The sequence below is a fragment of the Yoonia sp. R2331 genome (assembly GCF_041103235.1).
Lineage (GTDB): Bacteria > Pseudomonadota > Alphaproteobacteria > Rhodobacterales > Rhodobacteraceae > CANMYO01.
Genome location: NZ_JBGCUN010000001.1, coordinates 2,580,669 through 2,597,391 on the forward strand (window position 1 = coordinate 2,580,669; position 16,723 = coordinate 2,597,391).

Below are 16,723 nucleotides of genomic sequence, written 5' to 3' on the forward strand. Positions count from 1 at the left end.
CTATCATTTGGAAAAACAAGGGGTGGTCGGGTGCAGTCTGCAATCAAGCGTTTTGGTTTTGCCAGTGTGATGGCGTTGGCGGCCCCGGTTGCCGCGCAGGATATTACCTTGAACGCCCCCGACACCGGGCCGCAGATCACCGGCCTTTTGGAAAGCGCGTCGCTGGTGCTGGCGCTCGATCCCGAGACGAACCCCGCCCCACAGGATTATGTCGCAGCCGCGCGCGCCGATTATCGGGCTTTGCTGACTGCACTTTACAGTGCCGGGTATTACAGCGGCACCGTGTCGATCACGCTGAACGGGCGCGAGGCGGCGGGTATTTCACCGCTTGCAGCCCCTGGTGCGATCAACACTATCAGGATCGAGATCGACAAGGGTCCAAAGTTCACCTTTGGGCAGGCGCGTGTGGCCCCTTTGCCGCCAGCGACTGAATTGCCCGACGGATTTGCACCCGGTGAGGACGCAGGTGCCGACCTGATCCGGCAAGCGGCGCTTGCGGGCGTTACCGCCTGGCGTGAGGCCGGTCATGCCAAGGCCGATGTAGCGGATCAGCAGATCGTGGCGCGACATGCGGCGCAGAAATTGGACGCAAGCGCCAGGCTGGCGCCCGGCCCGCGACTGACATTTGGGGCCGTGACCGTCAGCGGCAATGCGGACGTACGCGCCACGGCGATCACCCGGATCGCGGGCCTGCCAGAGGGCGCCGTCTATTCCCCGCAAGAGGTGGAAAAGGCCGCGCGCCGCCTGCGCGAAACCGGAGCCTTTGACAGCATCAATCTGCGCGAGGCAGAGGCGATCGGCCCCGGAAAAACGCTGCCTGTTGACATTCAGGTGGTCGAGGCCCTGCCCCGGCGGATCGGTTTCGGGATCGAGCTATCCTCTGTCGAAGGTTTGAAGGTGTCGTCCTATTGGCTGCACCGCAATTTCTGGGGCGGGGCCGAACGGCTGCGGGTTGAAGGTGAAGTTGCAGGCATCGGCGGCGGCACAGGCGGGACCGACTATCGCATTGCCACCAGCTTGACGATCCCAGCGATCTATGGCGCAGACACCGACCTGACTTTTAACGCCAGCCTCAGCCGCGAGGACGAGCCAGATTACCTGCTGGACAAGGCCGCGATCGAGGTGATCGCCACCCGCAAACTGACTGATGACCTGAGTGCTTCGGTCGGCCTGGGTCTGCTGACCGCGCGGGAAGAGACCGATTTGGGCGTGCGGGAATACACGCTGTTCACCCTGCCGCTGTCCGCTACTTACGACAAACGCGACGATTCGACCAACGCGCAGAACGGATATTACATCGACGTGGATGCGACGCCCTTTGTCTCGCTTGACGGGGGTGCCAATGGCGGTCGGCTTTATGTGGATGCGCGGTACTACAAGACCTTTGGCGAGGCGGAGAGGTTCGGCATCGCTGCGCGCGGGCAAGTCGGTTCGGTGATCGGGCCGGACATCGCAGAGACCCCCGCCGATTTTCTGTTCTATTCGGGCGGCAGCGGCACGGTGCGCGGGCAAACCTACAAGTCGCTGGGCGTAGAGACTGTAGCCGCAGGTGAGACGACCACCACCGGTGGTTTGTCCTTTATCGGCGCGCAGCTAGAGGCCCGCTATGGCGTGACCGACAGCATCGGATTGGTCGGGTTCTATGACATCGGCCATGTCGGCGCGACGCAAGTGCCGGGCGAAGATGGCGACTGGCACGCAGGTCTGGGCGTCGGCGTGCGCTATAACACCGGGATCGGCCCAATCCGTCTGGATGTCGGCACACCGGCCAATGGCGATGATGCATTTTCATCGGTTGAGGTCTACATCGGGATCGGACAAGCGTTTTGAGACAACTGATCCTTGCCACCCTGACCGCTGCCCTGCCCTTGTCCGCTGCTGCGCAAGACGCCTCTGATGAAGACAAGGGTTATCTGACCACGCTGATCGAGGACAACCTGTCCGGCGATGAACGGGTGGTAAATATTCAGGGTTTTCAGGGCGCGCTAAGCTCTGAGGCCACGATCACGCAGTTGACCGTCGCGGACAGTGAAGGCGTCTGGCTGACGCTTGAAAACGTGACACTGGACTGGAACCGAAGCGCACTGCTGCGCGGCGCGATTGACGTCGAGGAACTGAGCGCAGAGCGGATCGTCGTGGCCCGTGCGCCGCTTCCATCAGGGGTCGAAGCACCCGCCGCAGAGGCGACCCCCTTTGCGCTGCCAGAGCTGCCGGTCAGCATTCAGTTGGACCAGTTGGCCATTGACCGGATCGAACTGGGTGAGAGTTTTCTGGGTGAACCGCTGGCGTTTGCGGTCAGCGGTGCTGCAGGGCTGGCCAGTGGCGAAGGCAGCGCCAATGTCACGGCACAGCGGTTGGACGGCAAGACCGGCACGTTTGTAATCGACGGGGCTTTTGTGAATGAAACCCGCGATCTGACCCTGACCCTTGATCTGGAAGAAGGGCCCGCAGGCATTGTGGCCAAGCTGATCGACCTGCCCGGCGCGCCTGATCTTGATTTGGAACTGCAAGGTGCGGGCCCGCTCAATGACTTTGCCGCGACCCTTGCCCTTGCGACTGAAGGCCAGCCACGGGTGCAGGGCGACTTTAGCCTGACAGCCTCAGACAACGGTCAAAGCCGCTTTGGGCTGGATATTGGCGGCAATATCGCGCCGCTGCTGGCGCCGGATTATCAGGAATTCTTTGGCACCGATGTCGCCTTGGTCGCCCAAGGCACCCAAAGTGCCACGGGCGGTTTTGATCTGTCGACGCTGGATTTGCGCGCCGACAAGCTGCGTTTGACGGGCAGCGCCGCCATTGCGCCCGGTGGCTGGCCTAATCAATTGGCGCTGCAAGGGGCCATCTCGAGTGACGACGGTGACATCGTGCTGCTGCCGCTTGCTGGCCCCAAGACATTTGTTGACCGGGTGAACCTGAACATCGGTTACGACCGCGCGGTGTCCGACGATTGGACCGCGGCCTTTGACATCGTCGGGTTTGACCGGCCCGGGCTATTTGTCGCCCGGATCGGGCTTGAGGGCGGCGGCAAGATCATCGCAGGCACTGGCGCTGCCGTTGGCGAGGTGACCGCAGATCTGACCTATGACGCCACGGGTGTAGAACTGGATGACGCAGGTGCTGCAGAGGCATTTGGCGATGCGATCACAGGCAATCTGTCGCTGGCCTACAAAGAAGGCATCCCCACCGAAATCAGCCGCCTGACGCTGACCGGGCCGGGAATTGAACTGATGGCCGATGCCGCCATTGCCACGCCCGCGGACAACCTGCGGACCACCGCAAACGTGGTCCTGTCGGCAGAGGCGCTGGACCGGTTTGCAACCTTGGTGGGCCAGCCCGGACTGGCAGGGTCCGCTGATCTGACGATCATCCCGATGATCAGCCCGCTGGACGGGCAGTATGATGTACTGATGTCCGGGGTGACCACTGATCTGACTGTTGGCATTGCCCAGCTTGACCCATTGCTAGCAGGCGACGGCAGCCTGTCCCTGCAGGCTGTGCGCGACACCAACGGGACCCGGCTGGAAGGGCTGCGCATCGCCACGGACGAAGCGGTGGTAACCGCAAGCGCCACCTTGACCAGCGATGAGAGTGCGGCAGCCTTTGGTGCGCGCGTCAACGACGTCGCATTGGTGCAAGAGGGTCTGGACGGTCCGGCAGAACTGACTGGAGAAGCGGCGCGCGATGCCGAAGGCGTCATCCGTTTTGACATCGCAGGCACCGGCCCCGCCGCCACGCTGACCGCCAGCGGCACCGTGAACCCTGCCGAAACTGGCCAGACGATCAACGCAGCAGTGACCGCGGCCATCACCGATCTGACCCGCTATCGCGCGTTGAGCGGGCAGCCATTGGGCGGTGCCGCAGAGATCACGGCGACCGGTGTGCTGCTCAGCGATGGATTGCGCTTTGATGCGGACATCAGCGCCACAACGCAGGATTTGCAGACCGGCATTGCGCAGCTTGACCCTTTGCTGGACGGGCCTGGCAGAGTTTCGGCCAGTGTGGCCCGCACCGGGGCGGATCGTTACCGGCTGACCGATCTGAACCTTCAGACACCGGCGGTTGATCTGAAAGCCGACGCTGATGGCGGCATGACAGGTGCTGCGGCGGCTGTGCTGGATCTGACGATCAACGATGCGGGCCGCGTGGCGCAAGGGCTGACAGGTCCGCTTGATCTGGACCTGACAGCTGACCGCGATGATGCAGGCAAGATCACCGCTGACCTTGTGGCCATTGGTACCGGTACGGACGTGCGTGTGGATGCGACCGCAACGCCGCAGGGTGATCTTTACCAGCTGGCGGGCACGGTAGACGCTGATGTGGCTGATCTTGCGCCTTTTGCGCAGCTTGCGGGGCGCGCGATTGGTGGGCAGATTTCGGCCGATATCAGTGGTACGGCGCTGTCCGATCTGAGCACGTTTAACGCCGATCTGACTATCGGCAGCCGCGATCTGGCGATTGGCGATGCGGCGATTGACCCGATCCTCGCAGGCGATGGTGCCCTTATCGGCACCGCAAGCCGCGATGCGGGCGGCGTTGCAGAGGCGGACCTGCGGGCGACGCTGGGCGATACCTCTGCCACGGTGGATGCGACGGCCACACCGGTGGGGGATGCCTTTGACATTGCGGGCACGCTGGATGCGCGCATCGGTTCACTGACACGCTATCGCGGGATCGCGGGGCTGCCGCTTTCCGGCGCTGTCACTGCAAGCCTGACGGGTCGCGCGGTCACGGACCTGAGCGGGATTGACGCGCAAATCGCCATCGACACGATCAGCCCCGCTATCGGCAATCCGGTGGTGGATCAACTCTTGCGTGGGGCTGGATCCCTGCGGGCCGAAGTACAGCGAACAGATGGCGGCTATGCGGTGCGCAACTTTGCCGTCGAAACACCGGCGCTACGCGCCAGCGGTACGGTTGATGCGCGCGATGATGGTACCGGCCGCGCAAATTTCGATGCGCGCCTGAATGACATCGGCCCGCTGACCGGCGGCAGCCTGTCTGGCCCGGCGACAGCAAGCGGCAGCGCCAGCCGCCTGAGCGGCGGATGGGGCGTGGACGTCAATGCCACTGGCCCCGGCGGCATTGGTGCAACCGTCGGCGGTCAGGTCGCGGACAGCGGCACCTTGAACCTGACGGTTGATGGCACAGCCCCGCTTGGTCTGGCCAACAGCTTTATCGAGCCGCGCCGCATTGACGGGGATGTGACGTTTGACATCGCGGTCAACGGCCCACCTGCCTTGTCATCCGTTTCGGGCCGGATAAGCACCGCTGGTACACGTGCCACGGCCCCCACTCTTGGGCTGGCGCTGGAAGACCTGACCGGCGGCGTAACATTGGCGGGCGAACGTGCGCAGGTGGACCTGCGCGGCAATGTCGGCAACGGCGGCAGCCTTTCGGTGAATGGGCCGGTCACGCTGGCGTCACCTTTCAATGGTGATCTGGCGATTGATCTGCAGGGCGTCGTGCTGGAGGACCCCAATCTGTACCGGACAACCGTGGATGGCACCGTTGGCCTGAATGGCCCGTTGGCAGGTGGCGCGCGCATCGCAGGCACGCTGAACATCGGCCAAACCGACGTGCAAGTGCCATCGTCGGGGATCGGGGCCTTGGGTGATCTGCCGGATGTGACCCACATCGGGGCCGACGGGCGGGTTAGGGCCACGCTGGACCGCGCAGGCGCCAGCACCAGCGGCAACACGCAAGACAGCGCCGCAGCCGCAGGCCCCGGTTTCCCGCTGGATATCACAGTCAATGCGCCTAACCGAATTTTCATCCGTGGGCGCGGACTGGATGCAGAGCTTGGCGGCACGCTGAACATCGGCGGCACCAGCAATGCGGTCGTGCCTATCGGGCAGTTTGAACTGGTGCGCGGGCGGCTGGATATCCTGCAGCAGCGCTTTGATCTGACCGAGGGGTCAGCGACCTTGCAGGGCGATTTCCTGCCCTACCTGCGCCTTGTGGCCGCAACAGAGGCCCGCACAGGCACCCAGATCCGCATCATCGTCGAAGGGCCTGCAAATGCCCCTGATGTCACCTTCCAATCCACCCCCGACCTGCCGCAGGACGAGGTGCTGTCGCAGTTGATCTTTGGGCGCAACATATCAGAGATCAGCCCGTTGCAGGCCGTGCAACTGGCCGCTGCTGTCGGCACGTTGGCCGGGCGCGGTGGTGGCGGAATCATCGACAATTTTCGCGCGGGCGTGGGGCTAGATGACTTTGACGTCACCACCGATGCCGATGGCAATGCGGCGGTGCGGGCCGGTAAGTATCTGACCGAAAACGTCTATACCGATGTAACGATCAATTCCGAGGGCGAGACAGAGATCAATCTGAACCTCGATATCACCTCTGAAATCACCGCCAAGGGCACGGTAGATGCCGATGGCGAGACCAGCATCGGCGTGTTTTTTGAGCGCGACTACTGACCCCCGCGCCGTTCTGGCGGCGGCCAACAACGCGGATTGGTATGCGATAATGGCAGCCGCGCACGGGGTACCGATTCAGCGTGATAAAGTCGCGCTTGAACTGCGGGGCGATCCCCCGCCCTATCACGGACATATGGTGGCATTGGACCCTGCCGCGGGTCAGGAGTTGAGGGCGCGGGTGGCGGCCCATCACGCGACACCAGGCTTTGCAATCAAAGACAGCTTTGCATGCCTTGATCTGGCCCGTTTGGGACTGTCAAAGATGTTCGCCGCACAGTGGTTCTGGGCCGATCACTTTGCCCCTGTCGCCCACACCGGATGGCAGCACATCACGCAGCCCGCCGCGCTGCGCGTGTGGGAGAATGCCTGGAAAGCGGGCGGGTCCCCCAGCGATCAGCGGCAGTTTCCAGACAGCGTGTTGCAGCGCGCCGACATCGCCTTTTGGGGACGCGCGGAGGGCGCGGGGTTTTCGGCAGGCGCGGTGCTCAACCATTCAGCGGATTGCATTGGCCTGTCGAACGTCTTTGGCCCCGAAGTCCTGCCGGGTTTTGCACATATCGCCGCGCAATCCGGCAAGCCGATCGTGGGCTACGCCCACGGCGATCATCTGCGAGATGTCCAACAGGCCGGGTTTACCTTGACCGGCCCGCTGCAGGTCTGGGGCCGCTAGGCGGTTGCGGCCAGCACGTCCTCTGCTGCGTGGAATGGGCAGGCGACGAAATGGCTATCACCGACGTCTTCGAACACCGGCAAGGCCGCAGCACAGGACGCCTGTGCTTTGGGGCAACGGGTGCGGAACACGCAGCCAGAGGGTGGGGCCAAGGGGGACGGCAGTTCACCTTCCAGAATGGGCCGCACACGGGCCTTTTCCAGTGCGGGATCAGGGATCGGGACTGACGAGATCAGTGCCTGACTATAGGGGTGTTCAGGCCGCGTGGTCAGCGTTTCGGCATCGGCCATTTCCATCTGGCGGCCCAGATACATCACGATGATCTGGTCGCTGATGTGTTTCACCACGCTCAGGTCATGGGCGATGAAGATCATCGACAGCCCCATGTCGCGCTGCAGGTCCATCAGCAGGTTCACCACCTGCGCCTGCACCGAGACATCCAGTGCCGAAACCGGTTCATCACAGATCAGCAGCTTGGGTTTCATGATCAGCGCGCGGGCGATGCCGATCCGCTGGCATTGGCCGCCGGAAAATTCATGCGGGTAGCGGTTGATCAGGTTGGGCAGCAGGCCGACCTTTTCCATCAACTCTTGCACGCGTTTCTTGCGCTCGGCGCGGCTGGTGCCGGGTTCGTGGGTCACAAGCGGTTCTGCGATAATCTCACCCACGGTCATGCGCGGGTTCAAAGCCGCCAGCGGGTCTTGAAAGATCATCTGCACATCACGGCGGTGCACACGGCGTTGCGCGGGCGACATGGCGGCCAGATCGTGGCCTTCAAAGTCGATCACCCCGCCCGAGGAAGGCACAGTGCCGACAATCGCGCGGGCGAGCGTTGATTTGCCGGACCCGGATTCGCCAACGACGCCAAGACACTGCCCTGCCTCAAGGTCAAAGGTCATCTGGCTGACGGCGTGCAGTTTGTTGGGCGGGGTCCAGGGCCATGATCCGGGGCGGCGGACGTCGAAAGTGACGGACAGATCACGGACAGACAGGATCGTGGACATCAGGCGACCTCCTCAACAGACAAAAGACAGGCGCGGCGGCGATTGGTGCCAAAGGCCTCCAACTGCGGGCGCAGGCTGGGGCAAGTGTTCTGAACCTGCGCACAGCGGGGCGAGAAGGGGCAGCCCTGCGGCAGCCGCGACATATCAGGAGGCTCGCCCGCGATGGTCAAGAGTTCCGCATCCGCACGGTCAAGCCGCGGCACGGCTTTCAGCAGGCCGCGGGTATAGGGATGAGATGGATTGTCAAACAGTGCCTGCGTTGGCCCGTCTTCCATGATCTGGCCACCATACAGCACCAGCGTCCGATCACAGAACCCGGCCACAACCCCCAGATCATGCGTAATCAGGATGATTGCGGTGCCAAAGTCATCGCGAATTTCGCCAAGCAGCTGCATGATCTGCGCCTGTACGGTCACATCCAGCGCAGTTGTCGGTTCGTCCGCGATCAGCAGACGGGGCTGGCAGAGAAGCGACATGGCAATCATGATCCGCTGACGCATACCGCCCGAAAACTCGTGCGGGAAGCTGCGGATTCGGTTGCGGGCATCGGGGATCTTCACCGCGTCCAGCATCTTGACGCTTTCGGCAATCGCGTCGGTCTTGGACAGACCGTTGTGCAGCATCAGCACCTCGGCCATCTGTTCCGAGATGCGGATATAGGGATTGAGCGAGGTCATCGGATCCTGAAAGATCATCGCGATCTCTTTGCTGCGGATCTTGTTCAGCGCGCGCTGGCCCATTTGCAGCAGGTCCGTGCCGTCAAACCGCGCCGCACCCGTCGCCCGCCCATTCTTGGCCAGCAGGCCCATTGTCGCAAAGGCGGTCTGGCTTTTGCCTGATCCGCTTTCGCCGACGATCGCCAACGTCTCGCCCGCGTCAATGCCGAAGCTCACGCCGTTGACGGCGTTCACATCACCGTCGGCCGTGCTGAAGGTCACGCGCATGTTGTCGATTTCAAGCAAGCTCATGTCAGCGGTCCTTAGGATCGAGTGCATCCCGCAGGCCATCGCCCACAAAGAAGAACGCAAAGATGGTGATCACGAAAAAGCCCAAAGGAAAGGCCAATTGCCACGGCGTGCCGTTGCCGATGTTCTTGTTGCCCTCGGAAATCAGCGCCCCAAGCGAGGTGTTGGGTTCCTGCACCCCAAGCCCAAGGAAGCTGATGAAGGACTCGAAGATGATCATCGAAGGTACCAGCAGCGTGGCGTAGACGATCACGATGCCCAGCAAATTCGGCACGATGTGGCGCAGGATGATTTTCAGCGGATGCACACCGGTGGCAAAGGCGACCTCGACAAATTCCTTGTTCTTGATCGTCAGCGTCTGGCCGCGCGCAATGCGGGCCATATCCAGCCATGAAATCAAACCGATGCCCAGAAACAGCATGAACAGCGAGCGGCCAAAGATGACCAGCATCAGGATCAGCACGAACATGAAGGGGATCGACATAAGCACATCAACGGTGCGCATCATGATGCCGTCGACCCGGCCCCCGAAATAGCCCGCCGTGGCACCATAAAGCGTACCGACGATCACAGCGACCATCGCGCCGACGATGCCCACCATCAGCGATATCCGCGTCCCTTGCACGACGCGCGCAAACAGGTCACGGCCAGAGGCATCAGTGCCAAAGTAGTGGCCCGTCTCGAACGACGGCACACCTTGAGTCGCATTGGCCCCCATCAGGGAAAAGTCGACAAAATCGCGTTCGTACTGGGCGACAAGTTCACCCAGGAATCCAAAGGCCGCGATGCAGATCAGCACAATCAGCGACACCACGGCTGCACGGTTGCGAAAGAAACGCTCGCGGGCATCGCCCCACAAGGACCGCCCCTGCACTTCGGCCATGTGTGCGGCGTCTTCAAGGCTTTCTACGGTTGCTCGGTTGGGAAACATGCGCTGCCCTCCTTAATACCGGATCTTGGGATCGATCCACGCGTAGAGGATGTCGACCACAAGGTTGAACAGGATGGTCAGTGACCCCACGAGGATCGTGATCCCCATGATCACCGAATAATCGCGGCTGAAGGCAGAGTTCACAAAGAACTGCCCGATGCCGCCGGTGGAGAATATCAGATCAACCACCACAGAGCCGGTGATCATACCCACGAACGCGGGCCCCAGATAGGAAATGACGGGCAACATGGTGGGTTTGAGTGCGTGTTTCCAGATCACGCGGCTGGATGACAGGCCCTTGGCCCGCGCGGTGCGAATGAAGTTGGTGTTCAACACCTCAAGCATTGATGATCGTGTGATCCGCGCGATGGAGGCCATGTAGGATGTTGAAAGTGCAATGACCGGCATGACAAGATATTGCCATTGCCCCCCGTTCCAGCCACCGCCGGGCAGCACACCCAGCCACAAGGTGAAGATGATGATGAGGATCGGGCCCAGCACAAAGTTTGGCAGCACCTGCGCGCCGACAGAGACGCCAACGGCCAGATAATCCAGCCAGCTGTTCTGGCGGATCGCAGCGGCAGCGCCGAGTGAGACGCCGACGACAACGGCCACGATAAAGGACCAAAAGCCATAGGTCAGCGTCACCGGAAAGCCTTGGGCGATGATGTCGTTGACTGACCGATCCTTGAATTTGAACGATGGGCCAAAGTCGAATTGAGTTGTCACGCTCCAGACGTAGGTCGTGATGCGTTTCCAGAACGGTTGATCCAGCCCGTACTTGGCTTCGAGATTGGCAAGCACCTGCGGCGGCAACGGGCGTTCGGAGTTGAACGGGCCGCCGGGGGCTGCGTACATCAGGATGAACGACAGGATCACAAGGATCAACAACGTCGGGACGGCCACAGCGAGGCGGCGAATAATATAGGCGGTCATGATGTCAGGGTCCGCATCAGGAAAGACGGCAAATGCAATCGCGCCCCCTGAAATCTCAGGGGGCGCGGTCTTGGTCAGGTAAAGTTACTCGGCCTTCTTGTAGAAGTCTTTCGAGTACCAGTTCTGTTGGAAGTTATTGACCGGCCAGCCCACCAGCGCATCGTTCAGCATGTTCACGGATGCATAGTGGTAGATTGGAATGATCGGCGTATCCTGCGCGACGATCTCTTCCACGCGGTCATAGTTGGCCTGTGGGTTATCTGCCGTTTTGGCGGCTGCCAGCAGTTCGTCCACTTCGGCGTTCTCGTACTTGGCGTCGTTATAGCCAGAGCCCGAGTCCATCAGGTCAAGGAAGGTAGAGGCTTCGTTGTAGTCAGCACACCAACCGGCACGAGCCACTTGATAGTCCTGATTGCCACGGGTTTCGAGGAAGGTCTGCCATTCCTGATTGGCAAGCGTTGTCTCGACGCCCAGTGTTTGCTTCCACATCTGGCTGACCGCGATGGCGACCGACTTGTGGCCTTCGGAGGTGTTGTAGATCAGGTCGATCTCAAGCGGGTTGTCCGCGTCATAACCTGCAGCTGACATCATCTCTGCCGCCTTGGCGTTCCGGTCGGCCTGGGTCATCGAAGCCATTGGAATGTCAGGGGTTTCAAAGCCAGCCGTCGCCCAGTGGGTGAACGTATATGCAGGCTTTTGACCACCGGCGAGCACGTTCTCGACGATCACGTCACGGTCAATCGCAAGGCTCAGCGCTTTGCGGACGTCGGCGTCCATCAGCGCAGGGTTGCCCGTGTCGGTCAGGTTGATGGTGTAGTAGTAGGAACATGCCGTTGGCACGGACAGCGCCTCATCCGGGAACTCCTCGCTCAGGCGCGGGAACTGGCCGGTGGGGACTGCGGTGCGGTCAAGCTCGCCCGCAAGATAACGGGTCAGGGCCACGTTCTCATCCGGGATCACCAGACGGACAACTTTGTCGATATAGGTGTTTTCGTTGTCCCAGTACATTTCGTTGCGCTCGCGCACCATGCGTTCCTGCGGCACGAACTCGGTCAGCTTGTAGGCACCGTTGGACACCATGTTGCCCGCTTGTGTCCATTCGGACCCATGTGCGTCGACGGTCGCCTTGTGCACGGGGAAGGTGGTGAAGTGGGTGGTCATCTGCGCGAAATAAGGCAGCGGCTGGGTCAGGCGTACCTCAAGCGTGCTGTCGTCAATGGCTGTCACGCCCAGCTCTGATGGATCCATCTCACCCGCGATCACGGCGGATGCGTTTTCAAGGCTCATCAACTCGATAAACCAGCTGTAAGGCGAGGCGAGTTCAGGCGACGCGGCCCGCTTCCAGGCGTATTCAAAGTCGCCGGCGACAACCGGATCACCGTTGGACCACTTGGCGTTGTCACGCAGCGTGAAGGTGTAGACGAGGTTGTCATCGCTGACCTCAAAACCGGTGGCGACGCCGGGGATCAGGTTACCGTCAGCGTCCTGGTTCATCAGGCCTTCGAACAAGTCGCGGAGGATATCACCGCCGGCGCTGTCTTCGGCAACACCGGGATCAATCGACGGGCTTTCGTCGAGATCGCGATAGGTAAAGACTTGTTCAGAAGCGAGCGCATCGCCGGTTTCGGGATGGGTTGCATGGCCGTCAGCCCATGCAGCACCGCTGGTCGCGATAAGCAGTGCCGCGGCAGAGGCCATCATTTTTGTTTTGAATGTCATAGATTTCTCCCAATTGGCGGGCCGTTGTCCGGCCCGGCTTTGTGATCAACTCATGCGCGTAAAGCGCCGATAGGGTATCCTTTGAGAGGTTTCACAAAATGGCAAGGGTGATCTTGGGCTGACCCCGCGGCAAATTGGATCACGCAATCCAAAGCCCCTTCGTGCGCAAGATATAGACACCGCGGCCCCATTCCCGCAAACAATCGTAATTGGCCCTGCCTGCACGTACGGCCGGGGCAGACCGAAAACGGCGCGTAGAAGGTGATTCGTGACATGTCAGAGGCCTTAAACCTGGAAAATCGCGCCGGATTGCCCGATCCGCTGCGGGTCTTGCTGGCGGCATACCCACGCGACGGCTGGACCACAGACCCCGGTTTTGACGCGCTGATCCGGTTCTGGCTGGACCGGCATTTGATGTTTCGGCGGCTTTTGGCCGATATGACCAAAACCGCCGAGGCGCTGATCGACGAAACGATGGAAGCACCGCGTTTCGGCGCAGTCATGTCGCGCTATGGCGGGCATTTCGTGAACGGGCTACACGAACATCACACTATCGAAGATACGCATTACTTTCCGGTGCTGTCCCAAAAGGACGCACGGATCACTAAGGGCTTTGCGATCCTCGATGCCGATCACCATGCCATCGACAGGCACCTGTCCGATTTCGTCGATCTTGCGAATGGCGCATTGCAAAAGCTGGACAATCGCGACCCGCTCAGGGGCGCCGTTGGTGATCTGCACGATCATCTGGGGTTGCTACACCGGCTGCTGGACCGGCACCTGACCGATGAAGAAGAATTGGTGGTGCCGGTGATCCTTAAATATGGCGCCCAGATTTAGCGGCACTATAGGGGTCTTGGGCTGCAATCTCTGTGTCTTGCGCCATCACCGCCTCTACGATGGCCTGCGCGCGTGACAAAATGCGCGCACGCTCTGCCGCGGCGGCATTGGCGGCCATATCAGCCTCTGGCCCATAGATTTGCGGATCCCGGTCCGATGCAATCGCCATCATGACAGAGCGCGCATCCGCACGTACCGGCAGGCTGAGGTTTTGCATCGCCGGGCGCGGCGGCGGCGGTGGATCGGCGCGCGTCGCAGCCTCTGCCGCTGGCACTTTTGCGGTGCGCGCCAGATCAACCGTCCCAGCGGCGCTGGCCTGTGCGACGGCATCGGCCCCTTTCGCGGCCCCTGCCCGCTGATTTGCGTTCTGATCCTGCTGCCCTTCGGCCCCGGTCCGTGACCCGGACGTCGGTGCCCCAACAGGAGAGATTGGACTGAGCACAGCCCCCTCCTTTCAAGCGAAAGGCCCCCACCTTTACAGATGAGAGCCTACCACAGGAGGTGTCCAAACCTCAGGAATATCGAAACGTTTGGTTAACCTGCGTTAACTGCGATTCATTCGGTTTGCGATCAGGTCATCGACCACTTCAGGCTCTGCCAGGGTCGAGGTATCGCCCAGTGAACCAAAGTCATCTTCGGCGATTTTGCGCAGGATGCGGCGCATGATTTTGCCGGACCGCGTTTTGGGCAAACCGGGTGCCCATTGGATCAGATCAGGTTTGGCGATTGGCCCAATTTCGGACCGGACCCAGGTTTCCAATTCCTTGCGCAGCGCATCGGTTGGCTCTTGCCCGCCCATCAGCGTGACATAGGCATAGATGCCCTGCCCTTTGACGTCATGCGGATAGCCAACCACGGCGGATTCGCTGACTGCGGGATGCGCCACCAGCGCGCTTTCGACTTCTGCGGTGCCCATGCGGTGGCCCGAGACATTGATCACATCGTCAACGCGCCCGGTGATCCAGTAATAGCCGTCTTCATCCCGGCGACAGCCGTCGCCGGTGAAGTAGTAGTTCTTGTAATCAGCGAAATAGGTCTTTTCGAAGCGTTCGTGATCGCCCCAGACCGTGCGCATCTGGGCAGGCCAACTGTCCTTGATGCACAAGACACCTTCCGCCGCTGTGTCAGTGATCTCTTCCCCGCTGGTGGGTTCCAGAATGACGGGTTGGATGCCAAAGAATGGGGTTGTTGCTGACCCCGGCTTGGTTGTGGTGGCCCCCGGCAGCGGCGTTAACAGGTGCCCGCCTGTCTCGGTTTGCCACCAGGTGTCGACAATCGGCACGTTCCTCTTGCCCACAACCTCGTTATACCAATTCCATGCCTCTGGATTGATCGGCTCGCCCACGGTGCCCAGCACCTTGAGGTCTGACAGATCGTAAGGCGCAACCCACTCGGTCCCTTTGCCCATGAGCGCCCGGATCGCGGTGGGGGCCGTGTAGAACTGGTTCACTTTGTGTTTTTCGCAGACCGCCCAGAACCGGCCCGCATCAGGATATGTCGGCACGCCTTCGAACATCAGCGTCGTGGCGCCATTCGCCAGCGGCCCATAGACGATGTAGCTGTGACCTGTGACCCAGCCCACATCGGCGGTGCACCAGAAGACATCGCCATCGTGATAGTCAAACGTGTATTGATGCGTCATCGAGGCATAGACGATGTAGCCGCCGGTGCTGTGCACCACGCCCTTGGGCATACCCGTCGAGCCCGACGTATAAAGGATGAAAAGCGGGTCTTCGGCGTTCATCTCTTCGGGCGGGCAATCAGCATCAACGGTTGCTTCAGCCTCGTGCAGCCAGACATCGCGTCCGTCCTGCATCGCGACACCACCACCAGTGCGCTGCACGACCAGCATCTTGGCATTGCCTGTGATCTTCTCGAACGCTTTGTCGGCATTGACCTTCAGCGGCGTATTGCGTCCGCCGCGCGGGGCCTCGTCTGCGGTGATGACGACCTTGGCCTCTGACCCGTTGACACGGGCGGCCAGCGCATCGGGCGAGAAGCCTGCAAAAACAATGGAATGGATCGCGCCGATGCGCGCACTTGCCAGCATGGCATAGGCCGCTTCGGGGATCATCGGCATATAGATGACTACCCGGTCGCCTTTGCCCACGCCCATCGACTTGAGGACATTCGCGAATGTACAGACCTTGGCGTGCAACTGCTTATAGGTAATGTGCTGCGCGTCATCGGCTGGGTTGTCGGGTTCCCAGATGATCGCGGTTTGATCGCCGCGCGTTGCCAGATGCCGGTCGATGCAATTGGCGCTGACGTTCAACGTGCCGTCCTCGAACCATTTGATGCTGACGTTGCCGGGGGCAAAGCTGGTATTCTTGACCTTGGAATAGGGTTTGATCCAGTCAACACGCTTGCCGTGGGTGCCCCAGAACGCCGCCGGGTCCGCGACGGAATCGGCGTACATCTTGTCATAGGTGGCCTTGTCGGCATGTGCGCCTGCGGCCATCGCAGCGCTTGGCGGATAAAGCGTATCGGTCATGGTGGATCCCCCCAAACTGGTCTTTCTCGCACGAGTTGTGCTGCACACCGCCAAAGCGGCGTGCCCTCCTGTTGCTGCACTATGCGGGTTTGTCGGGTCTTGCCAAGGTGTGGCGATCCTGGGCACGGGCGTGCTGTCAAAAAACCGGACCAAAGGCACGCCGGGCTGAAAACTAATTTACAGCCCCTTGCGATTTTCAGACTGACGGCCAAGTTTCACCCCATGGCGGATGCAATCCTGATCCTTGGCGCTGCGGTGTGGCAAACCGGCCCCTCGCCCACGCTTTTGCGGCGAACACAGCATGCGGCCATGTTGTGGCATGAAGCGGTTGCGCCACTGGTTATCCCTTGCGGCGGGCTGGGCCAGCACCCGCCGACAGAGGCAGCGGTCATGGCGCAAGTCCTGCTGGACGCAGGCCTACCCGCTGACGCCATTGCGCCAGAGGATCAATCGACCACGACGCTGGAAAACATCCGCAATGCCATGCCGATCCTGTCGGCCAAAAACGCGCGAGAGGTGGTGATTGTGACCGACCGCTATCACGCGCGCCGCGCGGCGATGGTCGCCCGGCACTTCGGCCTGCGCGCACGTACCTCGAGCCCGCAACCGGACCGCATGATGATCAAGGCAAATATTCGCGAAGGGTTGGCCTTGCCGATCTATGCCGCACGACTGCACATAAGGCGGCGCAAAGGTTGAATTAACACAACATTAATCAAGATGAACGACCCTGTGGCGC

The 16,723-nt window shown here is 61.2% G+C and carries 12 protein-coding genes; 5 read left to right on the forward strand and 7 right to left on the reverse strand.

What is annotated here, in order from left to right; genetic code table 11:
• The first annotated feature begins 30 nt into the window (after nt 1–30).
• From AB3Y40_RS13300 to AB3Y40_RS13310, 3 genes are read left to right on the forward strand one after another with little or no spacing between them, the layout of a single operon-like run.
• On the forward strand, nt 31–1,830 hold the full coding sequence (locus AB3Y40_RS13300; RefSeq protein WP_369439271.1) for an autotransporter assembly complex protein TamA: 1,800 nt from the start codon (nt 31–33) through the stop codon (nt 1,828–1,830).
• Nucleotides 1,827–6,425, forward strand: coding sequence for a translocation/assembly module TamB domain-containing protein (locus tag AB3Y40_RS13305; protein WP_369439272.1), 4,599 nt, complete (start codon nt 1,827–1,829; stop codon nt 6,423–6,425). The genes AB3Y40_RS13300 and AB3Y40_RS13305 overlap by 4 nt, the downstream gene beginning before the upstream one ends.
• Nucleotides 6,426–6,474: 49 nt before the next feature.
• Complete coding sequence (locus AB3Y40_RS13310) at nt 6,475–7,095, forward strand: hypothetical protein (RefSeq protein ID WP_369439273.1); 621 nt, start codon at nt 6,475–6,477, stop codon at nt 7,093–7,095.
• Here AB3Y40_RS13310 and AB3Y40_RS13315 read toward each other — a convergent pair.
• The 5 genes from AB3Y40_RS13315 to AB3Y40_RS13335 form a co-directional block, all read right to left on the reverse strand.
• A complete protein-coding gene (locus tag AB3Y40_RS13315) occupies nt 7,092–8,099 on the reverse strand; it encodes an oligopeptide/dipeptide ABC transporter ATP-binding protein (protein ID WP_369439274.1) in 1,008 nt (335 codons plus the stop codon). The two genes, AB3Y40_RS13310 and AB3Y40_RS13315, sit on opposite strands and share 4 nt — an antisense overlap.
• Entirely contained in the window at nt 8,099–9,067 is a 969-nt protein-coding gene (locus tag AB3Y40_RS13320; protein WP_369439275.1) for an oligopeptide/dipeptide ABC transporter ATP-binding protein, read from the reverse strand. Before AB3Y40_RS13320 ends, AB3Y40_RS13315 begins: the two co-directional genes overlap by 1 nt.
• A 1-nt stretch (nt 9,068) precedes the next feature.
• Nucleotides 9,069–9,995, reverse strand: a complete 927-nt coding sequence (locus tag AB3Y40_RS13325) for an ABC transporter permease subunit (protein ID WP_369439276.1) — start codon at nt 9,993–9,995, stop codon at nt 9,069–9,071.
• Nucleotides 9,996–10,007: 12 nt separating this feature from the next.
• A complete protein-coding gene (gene oppB, locus AB3Y40_RS13330) occupies nt 10,008–10,931 on the reverse strand; it encodes an oligopeptide ABC transporter permease OppB (RefSeq protein ID WP_369439277.1) in 924 nt (307 codons plus the stop codon).
• A gap of 84 nt (nt 10,932–11,015) precedes the next feature.
• Nucleotides 11,016–12,650 carry a peptide ABC transporter substrate-binding protein gene (locus tag AB3Y40_RS13335; protein ID WP_369439278.1) on the reverse strand — a complete coding sequence of 545 codons (1,635 nt, stop codon included), beginning with the start codon at nt 12,648–12,650 and terminating at the stop codon, nt 11,016–11,018.
• Between the two features lie 273 nt (nt 12,651–12,923).
• On the opposite strand from AB3Y40_RS13335, the gene AB3Y40_RS13340 reads away from it, so the two are divergent.
• Nucleotides 12,924–13,490 (forward strand): hemerythrin domain-containing protein, encoded by a 567-nt coding sequence (locus AB3Y40_RS13340; RefSeq protein ID WP_369439279.1) that lies wholly within the window; start codon nt 12,924–12,926, stop codon nt 13,488–13,490.
• Here AB3Y40_RS13340 and AB3Y40_RS13345 read toward each other — a convergent pair.
• Nucleotides 13,468–13,932 carry a hypothetical protein gene (locus AB3Y40_RS13345; protein WP_369439280.1) on the reverse strand — a complete coding sequence of 155 codons (465 nt, stop codon included), beginning with the start codon at nt 13,930–13,932 and terminating at the stop codon, nt 13,468–13,470. The genes AB3Y40_RS13340 and AB3Y40_RS13345 overlap by 23 nt on opposite strands.
• Nucleotides 13,933–14,034: 102 nt before the next feature.
• Nucleotides 14,035–15,984, reverse strand: coding sequence for an acetate--CoA ligase (gene acs / locus AB3Y40_RS13350; protein ID WP_369439281.1), 1,950 nt, complete (start codon nt 15,982–15,984; stop codon nt 14,035–14,037).
• Between the two features lie 222 nt (nt 15,985–16,206).
• On the opposite strand from acs, the gene AB3Y40_RS13355 reads away from it, so the two are divergent.
• Nucleotides 16,207–16,683: a YdcF family protein gene (locus AB3Y40_RS13355; protein ID WP_369439282.1), complete on the forward strand. Its 477-nt coding sequence runs from the start codon at nt 16,207–16,209 to the stop codon at nt 16,681–16,683.
• The last annotated feature ends 40 nt before the right edge of the window (nt 16,684–16,723 follow it).

Excerpts from the sequence above, each read along its gene's own strand:
- AB3Y40_RS13320 (WP_369439275.1), bottom strand. The coding sequence starts at position 9,067 with ATGAGCTTGCTTGAAATCGACAACATGCGCGTGACCTTCAGCACGGCC.
- AB3Y40_RS13325 (WP_369439276.1), bottom strand. The coding sequence starts at position 9,995 with ATGTTTCCCAACCGAGCAACCGTAGAAAGCCTTGAAGACGCCGCACAC.
- AB3Y40_RS13355 (WP_369439282.1), top strand. The coding sequence starts at position 16,207 with ATGGCGGATGCAATCCTGATCCTTGGCGCTGCGGTGTGGCAAACCGGC.
- AB3Y40_RS13335 (WP_369439278.1), bottom strand. The coding sequence starts at position 12,650 with ATGACATTCAAAACAAAAATGATGGCCTCTGCCGCGGCACTGCTTATC.
- AB3Y40_RS13310 (WP_369439273.1), top strand. The coding sequence starts at position 6,475 with ATGGCAGCCGCGCACGGGGTACCGATTCAGCGTGATAAAGTCGCGCTT.
- AB3Y40_RS13340 (WP_369439279.1), top strand. The coding sequence starts at position 12,924 with ATGTCAGAGGCCTTAAACCTGGAAAATCGCGCCGGATTGCCCGATCCG.
- acs (WP_369439281.1), bottom strand. The coding sequence starts at position 15,984 with ATGACCGATACGCTTTATCCGCCAAGCGCTGCGATGGCCGCAGGCGCA.
- AB3Y40_RS13315 (WP_369439274.1), bottom strand. The coding sequence starts at position 8,099 with ATGTCCACGATCCTGTCTGTCCGTGATCTGTCCGTCACTTTCGACGTC.
- oppB (WP_369439277.1), bottom strand. The coding sequence starts at position 10,931 with ATGACCGCCTATATTATTCGCCGCCTCGCTGTGGCCGTCCCGACGTTG.